The organism is Staphylococcus sp. HMSC063F05, assembly GCF_001837075.1.
Lineage (GTDB): Bacteria > Bacillota > Bacilli > Staphylococcales > Staphylococcaceae > Staphylococcus > Staphylococcus epidermidis.
The window spans coordinates 1-22,526 of sequence record NZ_KV831334.1 but is presented as its reverse complement, the minus strand read 5'-3'; the positions used below and the strand labels follow the sequence as shown (position 1 = coordinate 22,526).

Here is a 22,526-nt window from a genome sequence, read left to right as displayed (position 1 = left end):
TAGTTGAAATTATTGTTTAGAATACGATTAAATAAATTGACGTGTTAGGTGATTGTCATTTATATAATTTTAAAACTTAATATGACGATTAAACTTATTTAGCTCTCCATAGAAATACGCTTTCTCACCGTGTACTATAACATCGAGTCCTGTTTTATCTTCTTCTTGAGTTGTAGCTAAAGGAGTAAAAATTTTAATAAATCTAGCAATCAAAAAAGTGACTATTGCGCTAAAAACGACAGTCGCAATTGCCGCTCCAAGTTGAATCACTACTATTTTAAAATCACCTGTATAGATAAAACCATTCTCCACCGCACTATTAATTTGATGTGATTGAAAAACTCCTGTAAACACAGCTCCTAAGATACCACCTACACCATGAATACCAAATGCATCTAGTGCATCATTATATTGGAGTTTTACTTTAATTAAATTTATAACGATATAGCAACCTATGCCACCCATTATTGCAATAATCATGGCACTCATATAGCTGACGTATCCTGCTGCTGGTGTAATAGCGACAAGACCAGAGAGCGCTCCAGATAAAAGACCTAGTAAACTTGTAGTCTTTTTCAAGATATATTCAAAGATTAACCAACCGAAAGCACCTGCACTTGCACCAATAACTGTATTTACAAACGATATCATGGCTATGTGATCGAATGTAAATGCACTGCCCACATTAAATCCATACCATCCTAACCATACTAATATACCACCTATAAGTGTAATTAATAGATTATGGGGAGTATGTTTTTCTTTCTTTTTACCTATACCTATCATTATCCCAAGAACCAAACCAGATACACCTGATGTTATATGAACTACTGTTCCACCCGCATAATCTATTGCTCCAATTTTACTAATCCAACCACCACCCCATACCCAGTGGGCAACAGGGCTATAAATTAATAGAACCCATAAACTCACAAAAATCAGATAAGGAATGAATCTCATTTTCTCGGCTATCGAACCTGATAAAATAGATACCGCAATTGTACAAAACATCATTTGAAACAACATAAATAATGAGAGAGGTATATGAGGACTCAAAGTTTTTGAAGTTTCAAAACCAACATGATGAAGACCCAAAAATTTCAAACCACCTATCCATTGATTACCTCCATCAAAACTTAAAGAGAAACCAATCATTATCCATATAAATGTGACAATGACAATGGCAACCATACTTTGCATTACAGTATTTAAAGCATTTTTTGATTGTACGAGTCCCCCATAAAAAAGGCTCAAACCTGGTGTCATTAACCATACTAATAGAGTACATAAAAATAGAAATATTGTATCATTCATATTCATACTTACCACTTCCTTTAAAAACATCATAATGAGTGTTTTTTTTAAAAGCAAAATTAGGTAAGGTCATGTTACACAGAATGTCACTTTAAGTTACATTGTATATATAAGCGTTGTACTAAAAACATATTATTTTCGTTACACTATGTTAGTAATGAGTATAATAAAAAGATAATCTTGATTTAGTTATCTCATTACAATAATAAATAAGCCTGGGACAATGATTGTTGTCTCAGGCTATCATAATTCTACTAACGAATTTCATTAAATTAAAAACAGTCTTCAAGTTTAGCTCTTTCTTTCAACGATATAGCTAATAGCTACTTAATTTAACTTTTTTCTCGTCAATCACATCTATAATTAAATTTGCTTAATTTCCTATCCTCAAAAAATCTGTTTATCAACTTTATAACTATAAATTTTTATGCCTTTTGAATAGTAATCGTCCATGATGCATCATCAAGTTGCTCATAGTTTGTAACTGGATATCCATTTTCTGCAGCCCAATTAGGTAATGCTTCCGTAGCCTGGGTGCAATCGAAATCGATTTTCAATTCATCCCCTTGATTTAATTCATTCATTTTCTTTTGTGCTTCTATTAAAGGAAATGGACAAACCATCCCTACTGTTCCTAATTCGTATACCATTGATATACCTCCTCATTCACTTTATCTAATGTCACATTAGAATAACCAATCTTAGCTTTGAGATACTTGTTGTAACTTTTTCATAGGTTTTACAAAAATAAAATAACTCATAAACCAAACACCAATAATCATAGAGGCTAAAGCAATCCATCCTTGCCAACTCATTGTAGCTGTCTCAACTAAACCATTACCGATAGAGCAACCACCTGCAACTGAAGCACCAAATCCCATAAATATACCACCAAGCGCACTATTGCGAATTGTCTTAATATCTGGCAATCTCCATCTAAACTCTTTAGACCCTTTTGCAGCTATATAAGAACCTATGAATATACCTAGTACCAAAAGCACACCCCAATCAATAAATTTTAAATCTCCTGAAATAAGATAATTTACAAGATTTGCAGATGGTGTTGTTATACCTAAGCCACCCATTCTCCCAGTAGATTCACTCATAGGCCAAGCAAGTAGAGCAATAAAACCTATTGCAATGCCAGCAACAAATGGATGATATCTTTTTTCAAATAGGTAATGTCTAATACCACTATATTTTTGTTTAAGTTGGGGCACCATTATTTTAGGTTTTCGAATTGTTTTCACAACTAAAAATATTGTAATTACAGTTAATAACATGACGAGAATCCATTGTGGTATACCTGTTGTACTCGTCATACTTGTGCTGACTTGCGTCGGTTTATTTATTTGATTCATTATTGGAAGAAGTACCCCAGTTTTAGTTACGGCTGAAGTCAATGCATAAAATATTAATGCCACCCAACTTCCAATTAACCCTTCACCAGCCCTATACCAAGTTCCTGTCGCGCATCCTCCAGCTAATACTATCCCTATTCCAAAAACGAAGGATCCCAAAATAGTTCCTATAACTGGAAATGTTTCTGCTGGAACCTCTATAATATTTAAGTTCTTTAGAATAAGTAAACCAATACTTTGGACTGTAATAGCAATAAACAATGCATAAAACATTTTGTTACTCTTTTGAACGTACATATCTCTAAATCCACCAGCTAAACAAAATCTTGTTCTCTGCATTACAAATCCTAGCAATATGCCAACGACTAATCCGCTTATAATTGTCCACACCATTTTATCACCTTTTCCGATATAAATACTAAGGTATTATAGTAGAAAGGACTATATTTTGCAAATTCTTAATTTTATTTATTATGTTTTAATATAAATATTTTGTGAGTTTGATTAAGTCACTCTTAGATAAGTTACTAAATTTATACCACTCCTGGTCAGAATAATAAATAAACAATTTATTTCCTAATAACCCTTTCGATATTCTATACCGCACAATGCTAGAGAGTTCGAATTGAATATTGAATGGATTATTGTTTTGACTATATGCCTTAAACTCCAACTTATTTTCATGTATTAACAATATACCGGGAACTGTCATTATTCTGGGAATATGTGATTTGAAATTACAATTTATTTCTTGAGTCATTTGTTTCAATCTCCCATTACAATAAATATCAACTTACAATTTTTGTTAAAAAGTTTCGTATTTATAATCTATTGTAACTGTTTAATATAAAAAAAGCACTCTCACTTCTCACTTGAGAGTACTATGTTAATGTGATTTTTATTAATTATTTACTATAATTTTTCATGAAGAACAATAATGATTGTAACTCTATACCAAAATCAATATGATGTACTTGGACATCTTGGGGTGTTTTAATTCGACGTGGCGTAAAGTTTAGTATACCTTTAACACCGGCTTTAACAAGTTCATCAGCTACTTGTTGTGCCACATTATCTGGTGTTGTTAAAATGACTACATCAATATCTTCTGATTCTAATGTCGTTTTGATATCATCACTATGTTTTACCACAACGTCACCGATATTCTCACCTATAATATCTGGTCTAATATCAAAAGCTTCAGTAATTGTCATCTCATCATGTATTGAAAAGTTATATGTAAGTAATGCACGCCCTAAATTACCGATACCTATAATGGCAATTTTAATTTGATCGCTCTCACTTAATTCTGATTTAAAGAATTCAAGCATACTATCTATATTATATCCATATCCTTTTTTTCCTAATTCACCAAAGTATGAAAAGTCTCTTCTTATTGTAGCTGAATCAATTTGTAGTGCTTCACTTATTGTTTTAGAATTAACACGATCTATACCTTTACCTTTCAAAATACTGACCAATCGGTAATATAAAGGTAGACGTTTTAACGTAGCGCGAGGAATTTTAAAATCATCTGGCATATATCTAACCCCCCTTTTTCGCGTATATTATGCATGTATCATTAAAATCAGTAAATGAGTTAAAACATATGTGGAATGTCATCTCATAATACAAATAATTGTCTACAACGAATACTTAAACATTATACATTATTAATTTTTAAAAATAAATATCCTAGTTTCATGTGTTCTATGAATACTGTAGAATAGAAGTAATTGAGTTTAACATCATTTCAAGATAACGTACGCAATTTATTTTTCTATTTAAAATTCGATAATATAGAATTAACAAAAATTTAAATATTCAAAAACAAATACTTTATATATAGTTTAAACCTATTTCAAATACATAGAAAGGTGAGAATCGAATGATACTTTTACAACTTAATGACATCTCCAAATCGTTCGATGGTGAAGATATCTTCACAGATGTTAATTTTGAGGTGAAAACTGGCGAAAGAATCGGCGTAGTAGGCCGTAATGGAGCTGGTAAATCGACATTAATGAAAATCATAGCAGGTGTGGAAAATTACGATAGTGGTCGAATATCAAAAATCAAAAATTTGACAATGAGTTATTTAACTCAGCAAATGACACTCAATTCAGAAGCTACTGTCTTTGAAGAAATGTCTAAGCCTTTTGAACATATAAAGAAAATTGAAAATTTAATTAAGGATGAAACCGATTGGCTTGCACGAAATGGACAAGATTATGAATCCGATGAATATCAATCACATATTGAAAAATATGAAACTTTAACGAATCGTTATGAGCAATTAGATGGTTATCAATATGAGAGTAAAATTAAAACAGTCCTGCACGGGCTTAACTTTACAGAAAGCGATTTCAACAAGCCTATTAATGATTTTAGTGGTGGTCAAAAAACACGTCTTTCTCTTGCTCAAATGTTACTTAAAGAACCCGATTTACTCCTTCTTGATGAACCAACTAACCATCTAGACATGGAAACAACCAAGTGGTTAGAGGATTACTTAAAGTACTTTAAAGGGGCAATTGTAATTATCAGTCATGATAGATATTTTTTAGATAAAATTGTAACTCAAGTTTATGATGTTGCTCTAGGAAATGTAAAACACTATGTAGGAAACTATGAGCAATTTATAAAGCAACGTAATCAGTATTACGAAAAACGCATGCAAGAATTTGAAAAGCAACAAGAAGAAATCAAGCGTTTAGAAACCTTTGTAGAAAAAAATATTACTCGTGCATCTACAAGCGGCATGGCTAAGAGTAGACGTAAAACATTGGAAAAAATGGAACGTATTGATAAACCTATGATAGATGCTAGAAGTGCAAATATACAATTTGGCTTCGACCGTAATACTGGTAATGATGTGATGCACATTCATGATTTAAAAATTGGTTACGACTCACCTATTACACTACCTATAAACCTCGAAATCTTTAAAGGGGATCATATAGCTATCATTGGTCCAAATGGTGTTGGTAAAACAACATTGATAAAAACAATTGCTGAAAAACAACATAAACTAGGTGGTCAAATTATCTTTGGTGCTAATTTACAAATTGGTTACTATGATCAAAAACAAGCTGAATTTAAATCAAATAAAACCATTCTCGATTATGTTTGGGATCAATATCCACATATGAATGAAAAAGATGTACGGGCAGTATTAGGGCGTTTCTTGTTCGTTCAAGAAGACGTAAAAAAAATTATCAATGACTTATCCGGCGGCGAAAAGGCACGATTACAATTAGCACTTTTAATGTTACAACGTGATAATGTTCTTATCTTAGATGAACCGACTAACCATTTAGATATTGATTCTAAAGAAATGCTTGAACAAGCATTGAAAGATTTTGAAGGCACAATTATTTTTGTATCACATGATCGTTATTTTATTAACCAACTTGCAAATAAAGTTTTTGATTTAAACATTAATGGTGGCCAAATGTATTTGGGAGATTATCAGTATTATATTGAGAAAACTGAAGAAGCTGCAGCTATCAAAGCACATGAAACAATAACTCAAAATAATTTTGAAAATAAAGAGATAAATCAAGACGCAAATACTTCAACCTATATCAGTCAAAAGCAACAAAAAAGACAACAACGTAAATTAGAAAGACAAATTGAACATTGTGAAAGACAAATCGAAGAATTAGAAGCACAAATATCACATATCGACGAACAGTTAACACAACCTGAAGTATTTAACGACCCTCTAAAAGCTAGTAAATTTGCCAATCAAAAATCCGATACCGAACAAAAATTAGAACAAATAATGTTGGAATGGGAAAAATTACAAGAAAAGCTCTAATTTCCAACATAATGACAAGACACCTGAAAGTTGAATATATGACTTTTCAGTGTCTTTTAGTATTTTTTTACACAAATATTATTAACAGCTTGAATTACTTTCATAATCACTATCCACAGAGTTACCCTACTTATCCACAAGTAAATTAACACTTTTTCTTTTTTAATTTTACTTATTTATTTACATATCCACAAACAACTTCACTACTTACCCACAACTTACTCACATTTTGTTGATAAGTACGCACGTTCCCTATTGACAACTTATTTTCTATTTTCAATTGTTTACGTTATTCATTTATGAAATAATTTATTAAGAAAGAAAAAGGAGAACTAAACTTCATGACGAACAATCAAACCTTAGTACTGATTATATTAACTTTCATCATCCTAATTACACTTGTAAATGTAATTATCTCTATTATAGAGAGGCGTAAACAGATTGCTAAAATAAATACTTTATGGGATAACAAATTAAAATTAGAAAGTTTTATACGTCCTAATTCACGATTCGATGCCCAATATCACGCTTACCGCGATCATTACAATGAGCAGTCATTTATCGACGATAAGACTTGGTCAGACCTAAATATGGATACGTTATTTCATAAAATTAATTTTAATTTCACTGCAATTGGTGAAATGCGACTATATGCAACTTTAAGAGGTATGTTTAAGGTAAATCAAACCTCATTGATAAACATGTTTAAAGAAAATAAAGTATTTCGTTTAAATGTATCTTACATTCTTTCTAAAATTGGTAAAAATGTATACCCTTTGTTTCCAGATCAAATGTTACCCACTAAGCGAAATATTTTATTAATGTTTTGTCCGTTGTTACCATTTATCGGGTTCGCATTCATTTTTTTAATTCCTTCAAAAGGTATATTAATATGTCTTACTTTTATGATTTTAAATGCAATATTATCTTTCAAACTAAAAAAATCTTATGACCAAGATTTAAAATCAATTTTTTATACTGCTAATGTTATAAAGCAAAGTCAAGCTTTAAGTAAGATTGAGAGCACGCCCGCGATAAGTGTTGATTTTACTCATTTTAAAGCTTCACGCCGTTTTAGTGGTTTATTAGCTAGAGTAGAATCACAAGATATGGCGAGTAGCATAATCATGTTTATTAAATTAGTATTCATGATAGATTATGTTTTATTTCATTTAATACAACGCAGCTACTTTAAGTATCAAGAAGAAGTTATGACATGTTATGACTACATAAGCATATTAGATAATCATTACTCTATAGCTATGTATCAACATACTTTGACACATTATTGTTATCCTAAAATCAATCACAATATTAATGGTCTTCAAATGAAATCAATCATTCATCCTCTACTAGATGAAGAAAATGCGATTGCTAACACAATTGACATTTCAAATCATATATTGCTCACAGGCTCTAATGCATCAGGAAAATCTACATTTATGAAAGCAGTTGCACTAAATTTGATTTTAGCTCAATCGATACAAACTGCAACAGCTCACTCATTTATTTATCAACCTGGCTATGTAATGACATCAATGGCAAATGCGGATGACGTTTTAAGTGGTGACAGTTATTTCATGTCAGAACTTAAGTCTATTCGTAGATTATTTAACACTCATCAGTGCAATAAGATATATTGTTTTATAGATGAAATTTTTAAAGGAACGAATACAACTGAACGTATTGCGGCTTCTGAATCAGTATTATCGTATTTAGATAATCAAAAAGCATATCAGGTTATCGCTGCGACACATGATGTTGAATTATCAACATTATTAGAAAATACATATAATAATTATCATTTTAATGAATCAATTCAAGAAAATAGCATATTTTTCGATTACAAAATTAAACCAGGTAAAGCCAATACACGTAATGCAATTGAATTACTACGCATTACGCAGTTTCCTATCGATATTTATCAGCGTGCTCAACAAAATATTCGAAACCTCTAGAATTAATTAGTTTAATATTTATAAAAAAGTTAAGCGCCTATCTAAAAGTAGTTACTCTTAGATAGGCGCTTTGAAATATTATTTAAACAGAAAAAGTTTCAATATCAATATTATTTTGTCCATTTAAAGCTAAATCGCCACGCAAACCAGCTTGATATAAATAATATCCAGCAGCACCAATCATCGCTGCATTATCAGTGCAAAGAACAGGACTTGGAATAGTAAGGTGTATACCCTCTTTTTTACATGCTTCACTTAGTGCATTTCTTAATCCTTTATTACTAGCAACACCACCTGCAACAATTAAGCGATTAACATTATAAGTTTTACAAGCATGAATAGCTTTATAGGTTAAAACTTCTACAACACTATTTTGGAAACTCGTTGCAACATCTTCAGCTACAATTTCAATATTTTTCTGTCTTAAATTATGCAGTTTATTTATTACAGCACTTTTAAGACCACTAAAACTAAAATCATAACTATCTTTTTCGAGCCAAACTCTTGGAAAATCATATACATCTTTACCTTTAGCTGCTAATCGATCAATATGCGGTCCACCAGGATAAGGAAGATTGATTGTTCGAGCAACTTTATCATAAGCTTCTCCTACTGCATCATCTCTCGTTTCACCAATCACTTCGAAATCTAAATGATTTTTCATATATACTAGTTCAGTATGACCACCAGATACAATCAATGACATTAGTGGAAACGTTAATGGTTGTTCTAAGTGATTGGCATAAATATGACCAGCAATATGATGTACTGGAATAATAGGCTTATCATAAGCAAATGCCAAAGCTTTAGCCGCATTAATACCAATCAATAAAGCTCCTATTAATCCTGGGCCTTGTGTTACTGCAATAGCGTCAATGTCTTCCATTTTCACTTTTGCACTCACTAACGATTCATCTATAGTTGCTGTTATTCCTTCAACATGATGTCTACTAGCAACTTCAGGTACAACACCACCAAAACGTTTGTGACTATCTATTTGACTTAAAACAGTATTAGATAAAAGTTCAGTGCCATTCTTTATTACACTTACACTCGTTTCATCACAACTTGTTTCAATTGCTAAGATTAATTTATTATTTGTCATTTCAAATTCACCCACATGACTAATGCGTCCTCGCCTTCTCCATAATAATTCTTTCTTTTTCCACCATTTTGGAATCCCAAATTCCTATAAACATGTTGTGCAACATCATTATCTATTCTTACTTCTAAACTCATCACATCACAAGAAAAACGTGCATAGTTCATTGCATATTTAAGTAAAAGTTGCCCAAGACCATAGCCTCTAAATGCCTTTGATATAGCTATCGTTGTAATTTGTGCTTGATCAACGACTAACCATAAACCAACATATCCAATTATTTTGTCACTAAATTCTATAACAAAATATGTAGCAAATTCGTTGTTTTCTATTTCATGATAAAATGCATCGATTGACCACGAACTGTGTGAGAAACTATTTCTTTCTATATCAAAAACTTTAGGAACATCTTCCACACTCATTTTCCTAATATTCAATTGTTCTCTTGTTGGTTTAACCAATTTCGTTCCGCCTCTGATAATTTATGATATTTAGGAGTAAATGAATGTATATTTTCTGGTTTTTGGATTAATTGCTTCATACTTGAAGCTTGTGGTAACTGTTCTACGATGTCACTGTCTAATAAATGTTTTATTTTTTCGATATGAAATCCTACAAACACATAAGGTTGGTTTAATTGATGAAGTTTTTCAATAAGTTCAAAAATAGGTATATAAGTGTCATCAATAATGGTTATTAATTCATTGTCCTGATATTGATAAACACCTGCATAAACTGCTTCTCTTCTAGCATCAAAAATGGGTACTAACAACTTCGTACTGTCTTTTACTGTGCTAGCAAGTGCTTTAAGTGATGAGACACCATATAAGTTAGTGTTTAATGCATACGCTAATGTTTTAGCAACAGTAACCCCTATTCTAAGACCGGTATATGAACCTGGACCTTCCGCTACCACGATATCAGTTATTTCTGTTTTATTTATTTTACTTTCTGTAAGAATTTCTGCTATTTCGGGCATGAGTTGCACTGAATGATTCTTTTTGATATCAGTTGTTTTTTCAGCAATCACTTCATTATCTTTCATAATAGCTACTGATAAAGGTTGGTTTGACGTATCAATTAGAAGATAGTTCATTCAAAATTGCCTCCTTTACTAATGCATAATGTTGCCCATGTGTTTCAATGGATACTTGTCTCTCATTCGCATCTTTGACACTTATATTAATAGTTAAGTGATTAGGAGGAAGGAAATCTTTGATAAATTTACTCCACTCTATAACTATGATAGCATTGTCTTCAAAATATTCATCGAAACCTAAATCATCTTCCTCACCTTCAAGTCGATAACAGTCCATATGATGTAATCGTATGCTTGAACCTGTATAAGATTTGATTATATTAAATGTTGGTGAGTTTATCGTTCTTTTAACACCTAACGCTTTTCCTATAAATTGCGTTAATGTAGTTTTCCCTGCTCCTAGGTCACCATTTAATAAAATCAAGTCCTTAGCACTTAAATGTTTTACAAGTATTTGAGCAAATTTATCCATTTCATTTAAATTGTGAATAGTTATCAATTTTTACTCTCCTATATATGATTATTTAAAATCAAATTATCTCTATATTTAAAGATATATAAACATTTCTACATGGTTTATTAACTTATTCATTGTAACAAATTTTAATTCAAATTTCTTCGTAAAATATTTAAGCTTGTCCTCTATAAATTTTTAGAAAATTCTAAATTTATTATTGACACAATTCACCACATGTAGTAAATTGAATTTATCAAATTTTAAAACAATTCAAACTATTAAGAATAAATGACCATTCAACGAAAGGAGTATAATAAAATGACTTATCTATCTACGCTAGACCTACCAACAACTCAACATGCTATTATCATTTTATTATACTCGTAAGGACTCGAACTTTAGAAAAGTTTTAACTTCTAAATGTTTAAGTCCTATTTCTAGTTGGATGGGACTTAATAACGTCCCAATATTCATTGGGACGTTTTTTTATTTTCTAAATAATTATATGGGGGAACGATATATGCGAAGTGATATGATCAAAAAAGGAGATCACCAAGCTCCTGCAAGAAGTCTTTTACATGCGACTGGCGCTCTTAAACAACCTACAGATATGAATAAACCTTTCGTAGCAATTTGTAACTCTTATATTGATATTGTTCCTGGGCACGTTCATTTAAGAGAATTAGCAGACATCGCAAAGGAAGCTATTAGAGAAGCAGGTGCTATCCCATTCGAATTTAATACTATTGGTGTTGACGATGGAATCGCTATGGGACATATTGGCATGAGATATTCCTTACCTTCAAGAGAAATTATCGCAGATGCAGCTGAAACAGTTATTAACGCTCATTGGTTTGATGGTGTTTTTTACATTCCTAATTGCGATAAAATTACGCCAGGAATGTTACTCGCAGCTGTTAGAACAAATGTACCAGCTATCTTTTGCTCAGGAGGCCCAATGAAAGCTGGTCTTTCCGCTCAAGGTAAGGCATTGACATTATCTTCAATGTTTGAAGCGGTTGGAGCTTTTAAAGAAGGAACAATCTCAAAAGAAGCATTTTTAGACATGGAGCAAAACGCTTGTCCTACATGTGGTTCGTGCGCCGGTATGTTTACCGCAAACTCAATGAACTGTTTAATGGAAGTTTTAGGTTTAGCCCTACCATATAATGGTACAGCTCTAGCTGTGAGTGACCAACGTCGTGAAATGATTAGACAAGCTGCATTCAGGTTGGTTGAAAATATTAAAAATGATATTAAACCTCGCGATATTATCACACAAGATGCAATTGATGATGCTTTTGCTCTTGATATGGCCATGGGAGGTTCTACTAATACTGTTCTTCATACTCTTGCAATTGCAAATGAAGCAGGTATTGACTACGATTTAGAACGTATTAATGAAATTGCTAAAAAAACACCTTACCTTTCTAAAATTGCACCTAGTTCTTCTTATTCTATGCACGATGTTCATGAAGCAGGTGGCGTCCCAGCTATTATAAATGAATTGATGAAAAAGGATGGTACTTTACATCCGGATAGATTAACAGTTACGGGTAAAACCTTGAGAGAAAATAATGAAGGTAAAAACATCAAAAATTTTGATGTTATTCATCCTCTTGAAAACCCTTATGATAAACAAGGTGGATTATCTGTTTTATTCGGAAACCTCGCACCTAAAGGAGCGGTAATCAAGGTCGGTGGAGTTGATCCTTCAATTAAAGTATTTACAGGAAAGGCAATTTGTTTTAACTCTCATGATGAAGCTGTTGAAGCCATTGATAATCATACAGTAAGAGAAGGACATGTTGTTGTTATTAGATATGAGGGACCTAAGGGAGGTCCTGGAATGCCAGAAATGCTAGCCCCTACGTCTTCCATAGTGGGCAGAGGATTAGGTAAAGATGTTGCATTAATTACGGACGGTAGATTTTCGGGAGCAACTAGAGGTATTGCAGTTGGACATATTTCACCTGAAGCCGCTTCAGGTGGACCCATTGGCTTAATAAGAGATGGTGATAAAATTACGATTGATTTAATCAATAGAACTCTAAACGTCAATCAATCTGAAGAAGAACTGTATCGCCGTAAAAATCAGCTTGAACCATTCAGAGCAAAGGTTAAAACAGGCTACTTAGCTAGATATACTAGTTTAGTCACAAGCGCTAATACTGGAGGTATTATGCAAGTTCCGGAAAACCTTATTTAATTAGGAGATGATTAAAATGTCAAATCAAAAATCAATGGCTTCGCCTCACCCTTCTGTGCATCAAACAAAGGAATCACAACCCTTAATAACACGCAGTGGTTCTCAATTATTAGTTGAAGCACTTCAGCAGGAAGATGTAGATTTTATCTTCGGTTATCCCGGTGGAGCTGTCTTACCTTTATACGATACATTTTATGACGGGAAAATCAAACATATTCTTGCTCGTCATGAACAAGGTGCTACACATGCTGCTGAAGGATATGCGCGTGTCTCTGGTAAAACAGGAGTCGTTGTTGTGACAAGTGGACCCGGTGCAACAAATGCCATTACAGGTATTACTGATGCATATAGCGACTCTTTACCACTAGTCGTTTTTACTGGTCAAGTTGCTACACCTGGTATTGGTAAAGATGCTTTCCAAGAAGCTGATTTACTCTCGATGACTACACCTATTACAAAACACAATTATCAAGTTAAAAAGATTGAAGACATTCCAAGAATTGTTCATGAAGCCTTTCATTTAGCGAACACTGGAAGAAAAGGTCCTGTAGTGATTGATTTCCCTAAAGATATGGGTGTGCTTAAAACTGATGTTGAACTTACAAAAGATATTAATATTCCTGGTTATGAAGTTAATAGTAACCCAAATAAAGAGGATATTAATAAGTTAATATATATGATTAAAGAAGCTAAGAAACCTCTTATTCTTGCAGGTGCTGGTATTAATCACTCTAAATCTAATCATTTATTAACAGAATTTGTGACAAGACATCAAATCCCTACAGTTACAACTCTCCTAGGACTTGGAGCAGTACCTTATCATCACCCTTTATTCTTAGGTATGGGAGGTATGCATGGATCTTATGCAAGTAATATGGCTTTAACAAATTGTGATTTACTTATCAATTTAGGTAGTAGATTCGATGATCGTCTTGCAAGTAAGCCTGATGCATTCGCACCAAATGCAAAGGTTGTACATGTAGATATCGACCCTTCTGAAATAAATAAAGTTATTAATACAGATTTAGGTATAGTCGCTGATTGCAAGCTTGTGCTTGAGAACTTATGCCATGAGCAAGTTTTAACATCCTCCCACGAAGAATGGAACGATTATTGTATTAATAACAAAAGTAACTATCCATTTAAATATGATGAAAATGATAAAAACTTTTGCAAACCACAAAAAGCGATTGAATATATTGGCAAAGTTACCAATGGAAATGCAATTGTTACAACTGACGTAGGCCAACACCAAATGTGGACAGCACAATTCTATCCATTTAAAAATTATGGACAATGGGTAACAAGTGGTGGTTTAGGTACTATGGGATTTGGAATTCCATCAGCAATAGGAGCACAATTAGCTGAACCTGAGAAAACAGTTGTATGTTTTGTAGGAGATGGCGGTTTTCAAATGACGAACCAAGAAATGGCTTTACTTCCAGAATATGGACTTAATGTCAAAATAGTACTTATTAATAACGGAACTTTAGGTATGGTAAAACAATGGCAAGATAAATTCTTTAATAAACGATTTTCTCATTCTGTATTTAACGATCAACCTGATTTTATGAAAATGGCGGAAGCATATGGTATTAAGGGATTCTTGATAGATTCTCCAGATAAATTAGAATCTTCAATTGATGAAGCATTTGCATATCATGGACCGGCACTCATTGAAGTTAGAATCTCACCTATAGAACCAGTTAATCCAATGGTACCTAGTGGCAAATCAAATCATGAAATGGAGGGTTACTAATGGAACGAACAATTCATTTTACATTAGTTGATCAAGTGAGTACTTTGAACAGAATTACTAGCGCCTTCGTTCGCTTACAATGTAATATTGATGAACTTCATGTTAAACATTCAGACAAAGAAGGAATTTCTAATATGAAACTTAAAGTCAATATTAAAGATGATGATACTTTTAAAATTGTTCTTAAAAAACTATCACAACAAGTAAATGTACTAAGTGTTAAAAGTGAATAAACGTTTTGATGCGCTAGTTAAAAAATCAACTAAACATAACTAACATCATGCACCTTTTACGCATAAATTATTTTGAAAATTCAGAACTTTCTATAAAATGACTGGAGGATTTTATTATGACAAAAGTATATTACGACGAAACAGTAACTCAGGATGCATTACAAGGTAAAAAAATTGCTGTCATTGGTTATGGCTCACAAGGACATGCACATGCACAAAATTTAAAGGACAATGGTTATGATGTAGTCATTGGCCTGCGTCCAGGACGATCATTTAATAAAGCTAAAGAAGATGGATTTGATGTTTATACGGTAAGTGAAGCAACACAACAAGCAGATGTAGTGATGGTACTATTGCCTGATGAAATTCAAGGTGAAGTATATAACAAGGAAATTAAACCATATTTAGAAAAAGGAAATGCTTTAGCATTCGCACACGGTTTTAATATCCATTTCAGTGTTATCGAACCACCTAGTGATGTCGATGTCTTTTTAGTAGCACCTAAAGGACCTGGTCATTTAGTTAGACGTACATTTGTTGAAGGAAGTGCCGTACCAGCATTATTTGGTGTTCAACAAGATGCTACAGGCCAAGCTAGAAACATTGCTTTAAGCTACGCAAAAGGCATTGGTGCTACTCGTGCCGGGGTCATTGAAACGACATTTAAAGAAGAAACTGAAACAGATTTATTCGGTGAACAAGCTGTACTTTGTGGAGGAGTTTCCAAATTAATTCAGAGTGGATTCGAAACACTTGTGGAAGCAGGTTACCAACCTGAATTAGCTTATTTTGAAGTCTTACACGAAATGAAATTAATTGTTGATTTAATGTATGAAGGCGGAATGGAAAATGTCCGTTATTCTATCTCTAACACTGCTGAATTTGGCGACTATGTTTCTGGACCAAGAGTAATTACACCTAATGTTAAAGAAAATATGAAAAAAGTACTTGAAGATATTCAAAATGGTAACTTTAGCCGTAGATTTGTTGAAGATAACAAAAATGGCTTTAAAGAATTCTATCAATTACGTGAAGATCAACATGGTCATCAAATTGAACAAGTTGGACGTGAATTAAGAGAAATGATGCCATTCATTAAATCTAAAAGTATTGAAAAATAACAACAGTAGAGGGGTGTTTTTAATGGAAGAACATATTCAAATTTTTGATACAACACTTAGAGATGGTGAACAAACGCCAGGAGTCAATTTTACTTTTGATGAAAGATTAAAAATTGCCAAGCAACTAGAAAAATGGGGAGTAGATGTACTAGAAGCAGGTTTTCCTGCTTCTAGTACTGGTAGCTTTAAATCAGTAGAAGCTATAGCTAAAACTTTGACTACAACAGCAGTGTGTGGTTTAGCTAGATGTAAAAAATCTGATATTGATGCTGTATATGAAGCCACTAAAGAAGCTGTAAAACCTCAAGTACATGTATTCATTGCAACCTCCCCTATTCATTTAGAACATAAATTAAAAATGACTCAAGATGAAGTTTTAACATCAATAAAAGAACACGTTTCTTATGCAAAACAATTTTTTGAAGTCGTACAATTCTCTCCAGAGGATGCAACAAGAACTGAAATTCCATTTTTAATTGAATGTGTTCAAACTGCGATTAACGCAGGAGCCACAATTATCAACATCCCTGATACAGTTGGATTTAGTTATCCTACAGAGTATGGCGAAATTTTTAAACAATTAACACAGGCCGTTAAGTCAAATTCTAAAATTATCTTTAGTGCACATTGTCATGATGATCTCGGAATGGCAGTTGCTAATAGTTTAGCAGCTATTGAAGGTGGAGCTAGACGTATTGAAGGTACCGTGAACGGTATTGGTGAAAGAGCAGGAAATGCCTCACTTGAAGAAGTCGCTTTGGCTTTATATGTAAGGAAGGACCACTATGGTCTTGAATCTCAAATTAACCTTGAAGAAACTAAGAAAACATCTGACTTAATTTCAAGATATGCTGGTATCCGTGTACCTAGAAATAAAGCTATAGTCGGTCAAAATGCATTTAGTCATGAATCCGGAATTCACCAAGACGGTGTCCTTAAACATCGTGAAACCTATGAAATCATGACACCTCAACTTGTAGGTGTGAATACAACAGAATTGCCACTAGGTAAATTGTCTGGTAAACATGCATTTGCCGAAAAGCTTAAAGCTCTGGGATATGAAATTAAATTGGAAGATCAAGTTACATTATTTAAACAATTTAAAGAAATTGCCGATAAGAAAAAAAATGTATCCGATAGAGATATTCATGCGATTATACATGGCTCCGAACATGAACACAATGCTATTTTTCAACTTGATAACTTACAACTTCAATACGTATCTAAAGGTCTACAAAGTGCAGTAGTAGTTATAAAGGAAAGAAACGGACAAGTTAAACAAGATTCAAGTATTGGAACGGGTTCAATTGTTGCAATTTATAATGCTGTTGACCGAATTTTCAAGAAAGACGCAGAATTAATTGATTATCGTATTGATTCTGTAACAGAAGGTACTGATGCTCAAGCAGAAGTACATGTACGAATCATTATTAATCATATTGAAGTGACAGGCATAGGTATAGACCACGATATATTAAAAGCTTCATGTAAAGCATATATCGATGCTCATGCTAAATATATTTCAGAATATGAGTTGAAAGAAGGTATACGTACATGAGTTATAAAATAGTTGCCTTACCTGGAGATGGTATAGGACCAGAGATTCTATCTGGTACATTAGAACTTTTAAAATTAATAAGTGAAAAATATCATTTTGAATACCATTTGGAAAGTCATCATTTTGGAGGTGTTTCAATAGATTATTATGGTACACCTTTAACTAACGAAACATTACAATCATGTAAAAATGCAGATGCTATTTTATTAGGCGCGATTGGAGGGCCTAAATGGACAGACCCAAATAATCGTCCAGAACACGGTTTGTTAAAACTGAGGAAATCCTTAAATTTATTTGCTAATATTCGACCTACATTTGTAACTAAAGGGGCTAGTCATCTTTCACCACTAAAACAAGATATTGTAGAAGGCACAGATTTAGTTATAGTAAGAGAATTAACGAGCGGGATTTATTTTGGTGAACCAAGCTATGTTAAAAAAACCGAAGCTTTAGACTCATTAAAATATTCAAGTCAAGAAATTGAACGTATTGTGAGAATCGCTTTTAATCTTGCAAATCGTAGACGTAAAAAATTAACTTCTGTTGATAAGGAAAACGTTCTATCCTCTAGTAAGTTATGGCGACAAATAGTAAACGATGTAAAAAAGGATTATCCAGAAGTAGAAGTTAATCATATGCTAGTTGATGCTTGTAGCATGCATCTGATCACTCAACCTACGCAATTTGATGTGATTGTAACAGAGAATCTTTTCGGAGATATTTTAAGTGATGAAGCATCTGTTATACCAGGGTCTCTAGGTCTTTCTCCATCAGCTAGTTTTGGTCAAACAGGTACACGTCTTTATGAACCAATTCATGGTTCAGCACCAGATATAGCTAATGAAGATAAAGCGAATCCATTTGGTATGGTTCTATCTTTAGCACTTTGCTTAAGAGAAAGTTTAAATCAAAATGATGCTGCTAACGAACTTGAGTCAATTGTTTACTCGTTTATTCAATCTAATAAGACAACTGCAGATTTAGGTGGACAATATCGAACTTCAAAAATTTTTAAATTGCTTAAAGAAAAATATCTATAAGAGGAGGAGAAAATTATGGGTCAAACACTGTTTGATAAAGTATGGAAAAAACATGTGCTTCATGGAAAAGAAGGTGAACCACAATTATTATACATTGATTTACATCTCATTCATGAAGTCACTTCTCCTCAAGCGTTTGAAGGACTTAGAATACAAAATCGTAAACTCAGAAGACCTGATCTAACCTTTGCAACTTTAGATCATAACGTTCCCACAATTGATATTTTTAATATAAAAGATGAAATTGCTAATAAACAAATTACAACTTTACAACAAAATGCTAAGGACTTTGGTGTACATATTTTTGATATGGGTTCTGACGAACAAGGTATTGTGCATATGGTTGGACCAGAAACTGGATTAACTCAACCAGGAAAAACTATTGTATGTGGAGATTCACATACTGCTACACATGGCGCATTTGGTGCTATCGCATTTGGGATAGGAACAAGCGAGGTTGAACATGTATTTGCCACACAAACATTATGGCAAACAAAACCTAAAAATTTGAAAATTAATATAAATGGTTCTTTACCAGCTGGAGTTTATGCTAAAGACATTATTTTATATTTAATCAATCAATATGGTGTAGATTTCGGTACTGGTTATGCTCTTGAATTTACAGGAGAAACTATAAAAAATTTATCCATGGAAGCACGTATGACGATTTGTAATATGGCTATTGAAGCAGGAGCAAAGTATGGTTTAATGCAACCTGATGAAACAACCTTTAATTACGTAAAAGGTCGTCCTTATGCTACTGATTTTGATAGTTCTATGGCGTGGTGGAAAGAACTTTATTCTGATGATGATGCCTATTTTGATAAAGTTATTGAACTTGATGTAACAAATTTAGAACCTCAAGTAACTTGGGGAACTAACCCAGAAATGGGAGTTAGTTTTAGTAATCCATTCCCAGAAATTAAAAATGCAAATGACCAACGTGCTTATGACTATATGGGACTTCACCCAGGTCAAAAAGCCGAAGATATAAAATTAGGTTATGTTTTTTTAGGTTCATGCACGAATGCAAGATTATCTGATCTTATTGAAGCAAGTCATATTATTAAAGGACAACAAGTTCATCCAAATATTACTGCTATTGTGGTTCCGGGTTCAAGAACTGTTAAGAAGGAAGCTGAAGCTCTGGGACTAGATAAATTATTTAAAGATGCTGGATTTGAGTGGCGTGAACCAGGATGTTCTATGTGCTTAGGTATGAATCCAGATCAAGTTCCTGAAGGAGTACATTGTGCATCCACGAGTAATCGCAATTTTGAAGGAAGACAAGGCAAAGGCGCTCGTACACATTTGGTATCCCCTGTTATGGCTGCTGCTGCTGCGATTAATGGTAAATTCATTGATGTTAGAAAGGTGGTAGTATAATTGGAAATCAAACCAATCACTATATATACCGGAAAAACTGTCCCCCTTTTTTATGACAATATAGATACTGACCAAATCATTCCCAAAGTGCATCTTAAGCGGGTCTCTAAATCAGGCTTTGGACCTTTTGCTTTTGATGAATGGCGTTACTTACCTGATGGTAGTGATAATCCTGATTTTAATCCTAATAAACCAAAATATCATGGTGCGTCAATTCTAATTACTGGAGATAACTTTGGTTGTGGTTCTAGCCGTGAGCATGCAGCGTGGGCCTTAAAAGATTATGGTTTTAACATTATTATTGCAGGAAGTTTTAGTGACATCTTTTACATGAATTGTACTAAAAACGCAATGTTACCTATATGTTTAAATCAGAAAGAAAGAGAACATTTAGCTCAATTTGATGAAATAACTGTTGATTTATCTAATCAAACAGTGTCTACGGTGTCTCAGTCTTTTCATTTTGATATAGATGAAACCTGGAAAAATAAATTAATCCATGGCTTAGACGATATTGCTATTACTTTACAATTTGAAAATTTAATAGAAAAATACGAAAAAACTTTTTAAAGGTGTGAATGACAGTGACAGTAAGAACTAAAGTTTCGACAAAAGATATAGATGAAGCATATTTACGTCTAAAAAATATAGTAAAAGAAACTCCCTTACAATTCGACCATTACTTATCTCAAAAATATAATTGTAATGTTTATTTAAAAAGAGAAGATTTACAGTGGGTACGATCCTTTAAATTAAGAGGAGCTTATAATGCTATTTCAGTATTATCCAATGAAGAAAAAAATAAAGGTATTACTTGCGCAAGTGCTGGAAATCATGCTCAAGGTGTTGCTTATACTGCCAAAAAACTCAATTTAAAAGCTGTTATTTTCATGCCAGTAACTACACCACGACAAAAAATCAATCAAGTCAAATTCTTCGGGGATAGTAACGTAGAAATAGTATTAATTGGCGATACATTTGATCACTGCTTAGCACAAGCTTTAAACTATACGAAGCAACATAAAATGAATTTTATTGACCCATTTAATAATGTATATACTATTGCAGGACAAGGCACTTTAGCTAAGGAAATATTAAATCAAGCTGAAAAAGAGGATAAAACATTTGATTATGTATTTGCTGCTATAGGTGGTGGCGGTCTTATTTCAGGAGTGAGCACATATTTTAAAGCACATTCCCCCCATACTAAAATTATTGGTGTTGAACCAACCGGTGCCAGTAGTATGTATCAATCAGTCGTTATCAACCATAGTATAGTTACTTTAGAAAATATTGATAAGTTTGTTGATGGAGCTTCAGTAGCAAGAGTTGGTGATATTACCTTTGATATTGCGAAAGATAAAGTGGATGATTATGTTCAAGTTGACGAAGGAGCTGTTTGCTCCACAATTCTGGATATGTACTCTAAACAAGCGATTGTTGCTGAACCAGCTGGTGCTTTAAGTGTAAGTGCCTTAGAACAATATAAAAAGCAGATTGAAAATAAAACTATTGTATGCATAGTAAGTGGAGGCAACAATGATATTAATCGAATGAAAGAAATTGAGGAGCGTTCCCTTCTATTTGAAGAAATGAAACATTACTTTATTTTAAATTTCCCACAAAGACCTGGTGCTTTAAGAGAATTTGTCAATGATGTCCTCGGACCTCAAGACGATATTACAAAATTTGAATATTTAAAGAAAACATCACAAAACACTGGAACTGTTATTATAGGTATACAGCTGAAACATCATGATGATCTCATTCAGTTAAAAGATCGCGTATGTCAATTTGATCCTTCTAATATTTATATCAATGAAAATAAAATGTTATATTCATTACTTATTTAAGTTAATTTTATAACCAAATCCGAAGACGACGAATATATTATTAATTCGTCGTCTTCATTTTAGTATCTTATTTTAGAATGTCAGTTTGTTCCCTCGGCTAAGAAACTTTCTTCACTTGAGATAAGCGCTCGCCCTCTTGTGTTTCATTTTCGTCTCTTGTTGAACCTTGTAGCTCGACTAATTTCATTACTCTCGCTCCCAAATTCATAAGTTACAAGCGCTTTCTATTCCTCGATATGTTTACTTTTTCATATCAAACACTTTCTTTTTTAAAACTAATTTTGTATAAAAAAAGAGACCTTTCGGTCTCGAT

General features: G+C 32.9%; 20 protein-coding genes. 11 read left to right on the top strand and 9 right to left on the bottom strand.

Going from position 1 to position 22,526, the window contains the following annotated elements; genetic code table 11:
* Positions 1-69 precede the first annotated feature (69 nt).
* The 5 genes from HMPREF2576_RS05085 to HMPREF2576_RS05065 all read right to left on the bottom strand — a co-directional run bounded on the left by HMPREF2576_RS05085 (position 70) and on the right by HMPREF2576_RS05065 (position 4,216).
* Positions 70-1,320, bottom strand: coding sequence for an ammonium transporter (locus HMPREF2576_RS05085; protein WP_001830014.1), 1,251 nt, complete (start codon positions 1,318-1,320; stop codon positions 70-72).
* A gap of 419 nt (positions 1,321-1,739) precedes the next feature.
* On the bottom strand, positions 1,740-1,964 hold the full coding sequence (locus HMPREF2576_RS05080; RefSeq protein WP_001830019.1) for a sulfurtransferase TusA family protein: 225 nt from the start codon (positions 1,962-1,964) through the stop codon (positions 1,740-1,742).
* 51 nt (positions 1,965-2,015) lie between these two features.
* The gene (locus tag HMPREF2576_RS05075) at positions 2,016-3,068 is read right to left on the bottom strand and encodes a YeeE/YedE family protein (protein ID WP_070856137.1); all 1,053 of its coding nucleotides are present in this window, start codon (positions 3,066-3,068) and stop codon (positions 2,016-2,018) included.
* A gap of 85 nt (positions 3,069-3,153) precedes the next feature.
* Positions 3,154-3,435 (bottom strand): hypothetical protein, encoded by a 282-nt coding sequence (locus tag HMPREF2576_RS05070; protein ID WP_002440364.1) that lies wholly within the window; start codon positions 3,433-3,435, stop codon positions 3,154-3,156.
* A gap of 145 nt (positions 3,436-3,580) precedes the next feature.
* Positions 3,581-4,216: a redox-sensing transcriptional repressor Rex gene (locus tag HMPREF2576_RS05065; RefSeq protein ID WP_001830017.1), complete on the bottom strand. Its 636-nt coding sequence runs from the start codon at positions 4,214-4,216 to the stop codon at positions 3,581-3,583.
* Positions 4,217-4,563: 347 nt separating this feature from the next.
* On the opposite strand from HMPREF2576_RS05065, the gene HMPREF2576_RS05060 reads away from it, so the two are divergent.
* Together HMPREF2576_RS05060 and HMPREF2576_RS05055 are read left to right on the top strand one after the other, a co-directional pair.
* Positions 4,564-6,498, top strand: a complete 1,935-nt coding sequence (locus tag HMPREF2576_RS05060) for an ABC-F family ATP-binding cassette domain-containing protein (protein WP_001830004.1) — start codon at positions 4,564-4,566, stop codon at positions 6,496-6,498.
* Positions 6,499-6,839: 341 nt separating this feature from the next.
* Positions 6,840-8,456, top strand: coding sequence for a MutS-related protein (locus HMPREF2576_RS05055; protein WP_001832478.1), 1,617 nt, complete (start codon positions 6,840-6,842; stop codon positions 8,454-8,456).
* Positions 8,457-8,538: 82 nt separating this feature from the next.
* On the opposite strand, the gene tsaD is transcribed toward HMPREF2576_RS05055, so the two are convergent.
* The 4 genes from tsaD to tsaE are packed head-to-tail and all read right to left on the bottom strand — an operon-like array spanning position 8,539 to position 11,096.
* Positions 8,539-9,561: a tRNA (adenosine(37)-N6)-threonylcarbamoyltransferase complex transferase subunit TsaD gene (gene tsaD, locus HMPREF2576_RS05050; RefSeq protein ID WP_001830015.1), complete on the bottom strand. Its 1,023-nt coding sequence runs from the start codon at positions 9,559-9,561 to the stop codon at positions 8,539-8,541.
* A complete protein-coding gene (gene rimI, locus HMPREF2576_RS05045; RefSeq protein WP_001829994.1) occupies positions 9,558-10,019 on the bottom strand; it encodes a ribosomal protein S18-alanine N-acetyltransferase in 462 nt (153 codons plus the stop codon). The genes tsaD and rimI overlap by 4 nt, the downstream gene beginning before the upstream one ends.
* Entirely contained in the window at positions 9,992-10,654 is a 663-nt protein-coding gene (tsaB, locus tag HMPREF2576_RS05040; protein WP_001832485.1) for a tRNA (adenosine(37)-N6)-threonylcarbamoyltransferase complex dimerization subunit type 1 TsaB, read from the bottom strand. The genes rimI and tsaB overlap by 28 nt, the downstream gene beginning before the upstream one ends.
* Positions 10,635-11,096, bottom strand: a complete 462-nt coding sequence (gene tsaE, locus HMPREF2576_RS05035) for a tRNA (adenosine(37)-N6)-threonylcarbamoyltransferase complex ATPase subunit type 1 TsaE (RefSeq protein WP_002455871.1) — start codon at positions 11,094-11,096, stop codon at positions 10,635-10,637. Before tsaE ends, tsaB begins: the two co-directional genes overlap by 20 nt.
* A 478-nt stretch (positions 11,097-11,574) precedes the next feature.
* On the opposite strand from tsaE, the gene ilvD reads away from it, so the two are divergent.
* The 9 genes from ilvD (at position 11,575) to ilvA (ending at position 22,213) form a co-directional block, all read left to right on the top strand.
* A complete protein-coding gene (gene ilvD, locus HMPREF2576_RS05030; RefSeq protein ID WP_001830016.1) occupies positions 11,575-13,263 on the top strand; it encodes a dihydroxy-acid dehydratase in 1,689 nt (562 codons plus the stop codon).
* 34 nt (positions 13,264-13,297) lie between these two features.
* Positions 13,298-15,022, top strand: a complete 1,725-nt coding sequence (gene ilvB / locus HMPREF2576_RS05025) for a biosynthetic-type acetolactate synthase large subunit (protein ID WP_044555417.1) — start codon at positions 13,298-13,300, stop codon at positions 15,020-15,022.
* The gene (locus HMPREF2576_RS05020; protein ID WP_001830009.1) at positions 15,022-15,255 is read left to right on the top strand and encodes an ACT domain-containing protein; all 234 of its coding nucleotides are present in this window, start codon (positions 15,022-15,024) and stop codon (positions 15,253-15,255) included. The genes ilvB and HMPREF2576_RS05020 overlap by 1 nt, the downstream gene beginning before the upstream one ends.
* Positions 15,256-15,371: 116 nt before the next feature.
* Positions 15,372-16,376, top strand: a complete 1,005-nt coding sequence (gene ilvC, locus HMPREF2576_RS05015; RefSeq protein WP_001830020.1) for a ketol-acid reductoisomerase — start codon at positions 15,372-15,374, stop codon at positions 16,374-16,376.
* Positions 16,377-16,398: 22 nt separating this feature from the next.
* Positions 16,399-17,934, top strand: a complete 1,536-nt coding sequence (locus HMPREF2576_RS05010) for a 2-isopropylmalate synthase (protein WP_001830007.1) — start codon at positions 16,399-16,401, stop codon at positions 17,932-17,934.
* Positions 17,931-18,974 (top strand): 3-isopropylmalate dehydrogenase, encoded by a 1,044-nt coding sequence (leuB, locus tag HMPREF2576_RS05005; RefSeq protein WP_001830006.1) that lies wholly within the window; start codon positions 17,931-17,933, stop codon positions 18,972-18,974. Before HMPREF2576_RS05010 ends, leuB begins: the two co-directional genes overlap by 4 nt.
* A 15-nt stretch (positions 18,975-18,989) precedes the next feature.
* The gene (gene leuC, locus HMPREF2576_RS05000) at positions 18,990-20,360 is read left to right on the top strand and encodes a 3-isopropylmalate dehydratase large subunit (RefSeq protein WP_001832489.1); all 1,371 of its coding nucleotides are present in this window, start codon (positions 18,990-18,992) and stop codon (positions 20,358-20,360) included.
* Positions 20,361-20,930, top strand: coding sequence for a 3-isopropylmalate dehydratase small subunit (gene leuD, locus HMPREF2576_RS04995; protein WP_001829996.1), 570 nt, complete (start codon positions 20,361-20,363; stop codon positions 20,928-20,930). It abuts the gene before it with no gap.
* 14 nt (positions 20,931-20,944) lie between these two features.
* On the top strand, positions 20,945-22,213 hold the full coding sequence (gene ilvA / locus HMPREF2576_RS04990; protein ID WP_001830018.1) for a threonine ammonia-lyase IlvA: 1,269 nt from the start codon (positions 20,945-20,947) through the stop codon (positions 22,211-22,213).
* Positions 22,214-22,526 lie beyond the last annotated feature (313 nt).

Bases quoted from the DNA above. Each gene is read 5' to 3' on its own strand.
- HMPREF2576_RS05055 (WP_001832478.1), top strand. From the start codon at position 6,840: ATGACGAACAATCAAACCTTAGTACTGATTATATTAACTTTCATCATC.
- tsaB (WP_001832485.1), bottom strand. From the start codon at position 10,654: ATGAACTATCTTCTAATTGATACGTCAAACCAACCTTTATCAGTAGCT.
- leuB (WP_001830006.1), top strand. From the start codon at position 17,931: ATGAGTTATAAAATAGTTGCCTTACCTGGAGATGGTATAGGACCAGAG.
- HMPREF2576_RS05085 (WP_001830014.1), bottom strand. From the start codon at position 1,320: ATGAATATGAATGATACAATATTTCTATTTTTATGTACTCTATTAGTA.
- ilvD (WP_001830016.1), top strand. From the start codon at position 11,575: ATGCGAAGTGATATGATCAAAAAAGGAGATCACCAAGCTCCTGCAAGA.
- tsaD (WP_001830015.1), bottom strand. From the start codon at position 9,561: ATGACAAATAATAAATTAATCTTAGCAATTGAAACAAGTTGTGATGAA.
- HMPREF2576_RS05010 (WP_001830007.1), top strand. From the start codon at position 16,399: ATGGAAGAACATATTCAAATTTTTGATACAACACTTAGAGATGGTGAA.
- HMPREF2576_RS05075 (WP_070856137.1), bottom strand. From the start codon at position 3,068: ATGGTGTGGACAATTATAAGCGGATTAGTCGTTGGCATATTGCTAGGA.
- HMPREF2576_RS05065 (WP_001830017.1), bottom strand. From the start codon at position 4,216: ATGCCAGATGATTTTAAAATTCCTCGCGCTACGTTAAAACGTCTACCT.
- HMPREF2576_RS05070 (WP_002440364.1), bottom strand. From the start codon at position 3,435: ATGACTCAAGAAATAAATTGTAATTTCAAATCACATATTCCCAGAATA.
- HMPREF2576_RS05060 (WP_001830004.1), top strand. From the start codon at position 4,564: ATGATACTTTTACAACTTAATGACATCTCCAAATCGTTCGATGGTGAA.
- ilvC (WP_001830020.1), top strand. From the start codon at position 15,372: ATGACAAAAGTATATTACGACGAAACAGTAACTCAGGATGCATTACAA.
- HMPREF2576_RS05080 (WP_001830019.1), bottom strand. From the start codon at position 1,964: ATGGTATACGAATTAGGAACAGTAGGGATGGTTTGTCCATTTCCTTTA.
- HMPREF2576_RS05020 (WP_001830009.1), top strand. From the start codon at position 15,022: ATGGAACGAACAATTCATTTTACATTAGTTGATCAAGTGAGTACTTTG.
- ilvB (WP_044555417.1), top strand. From the start codon at position 13,298: ATGGCTTCGCCTCACCCTTCTGTGCATCAAACAAAGGAATCACAACCC.
- leuC (WP_001832489.1), top strand. From the start codon at position 18,990: ATGGGTCAAACACTGTTTGATAAAGTATGGAAAAAACATGTGCTTCAT.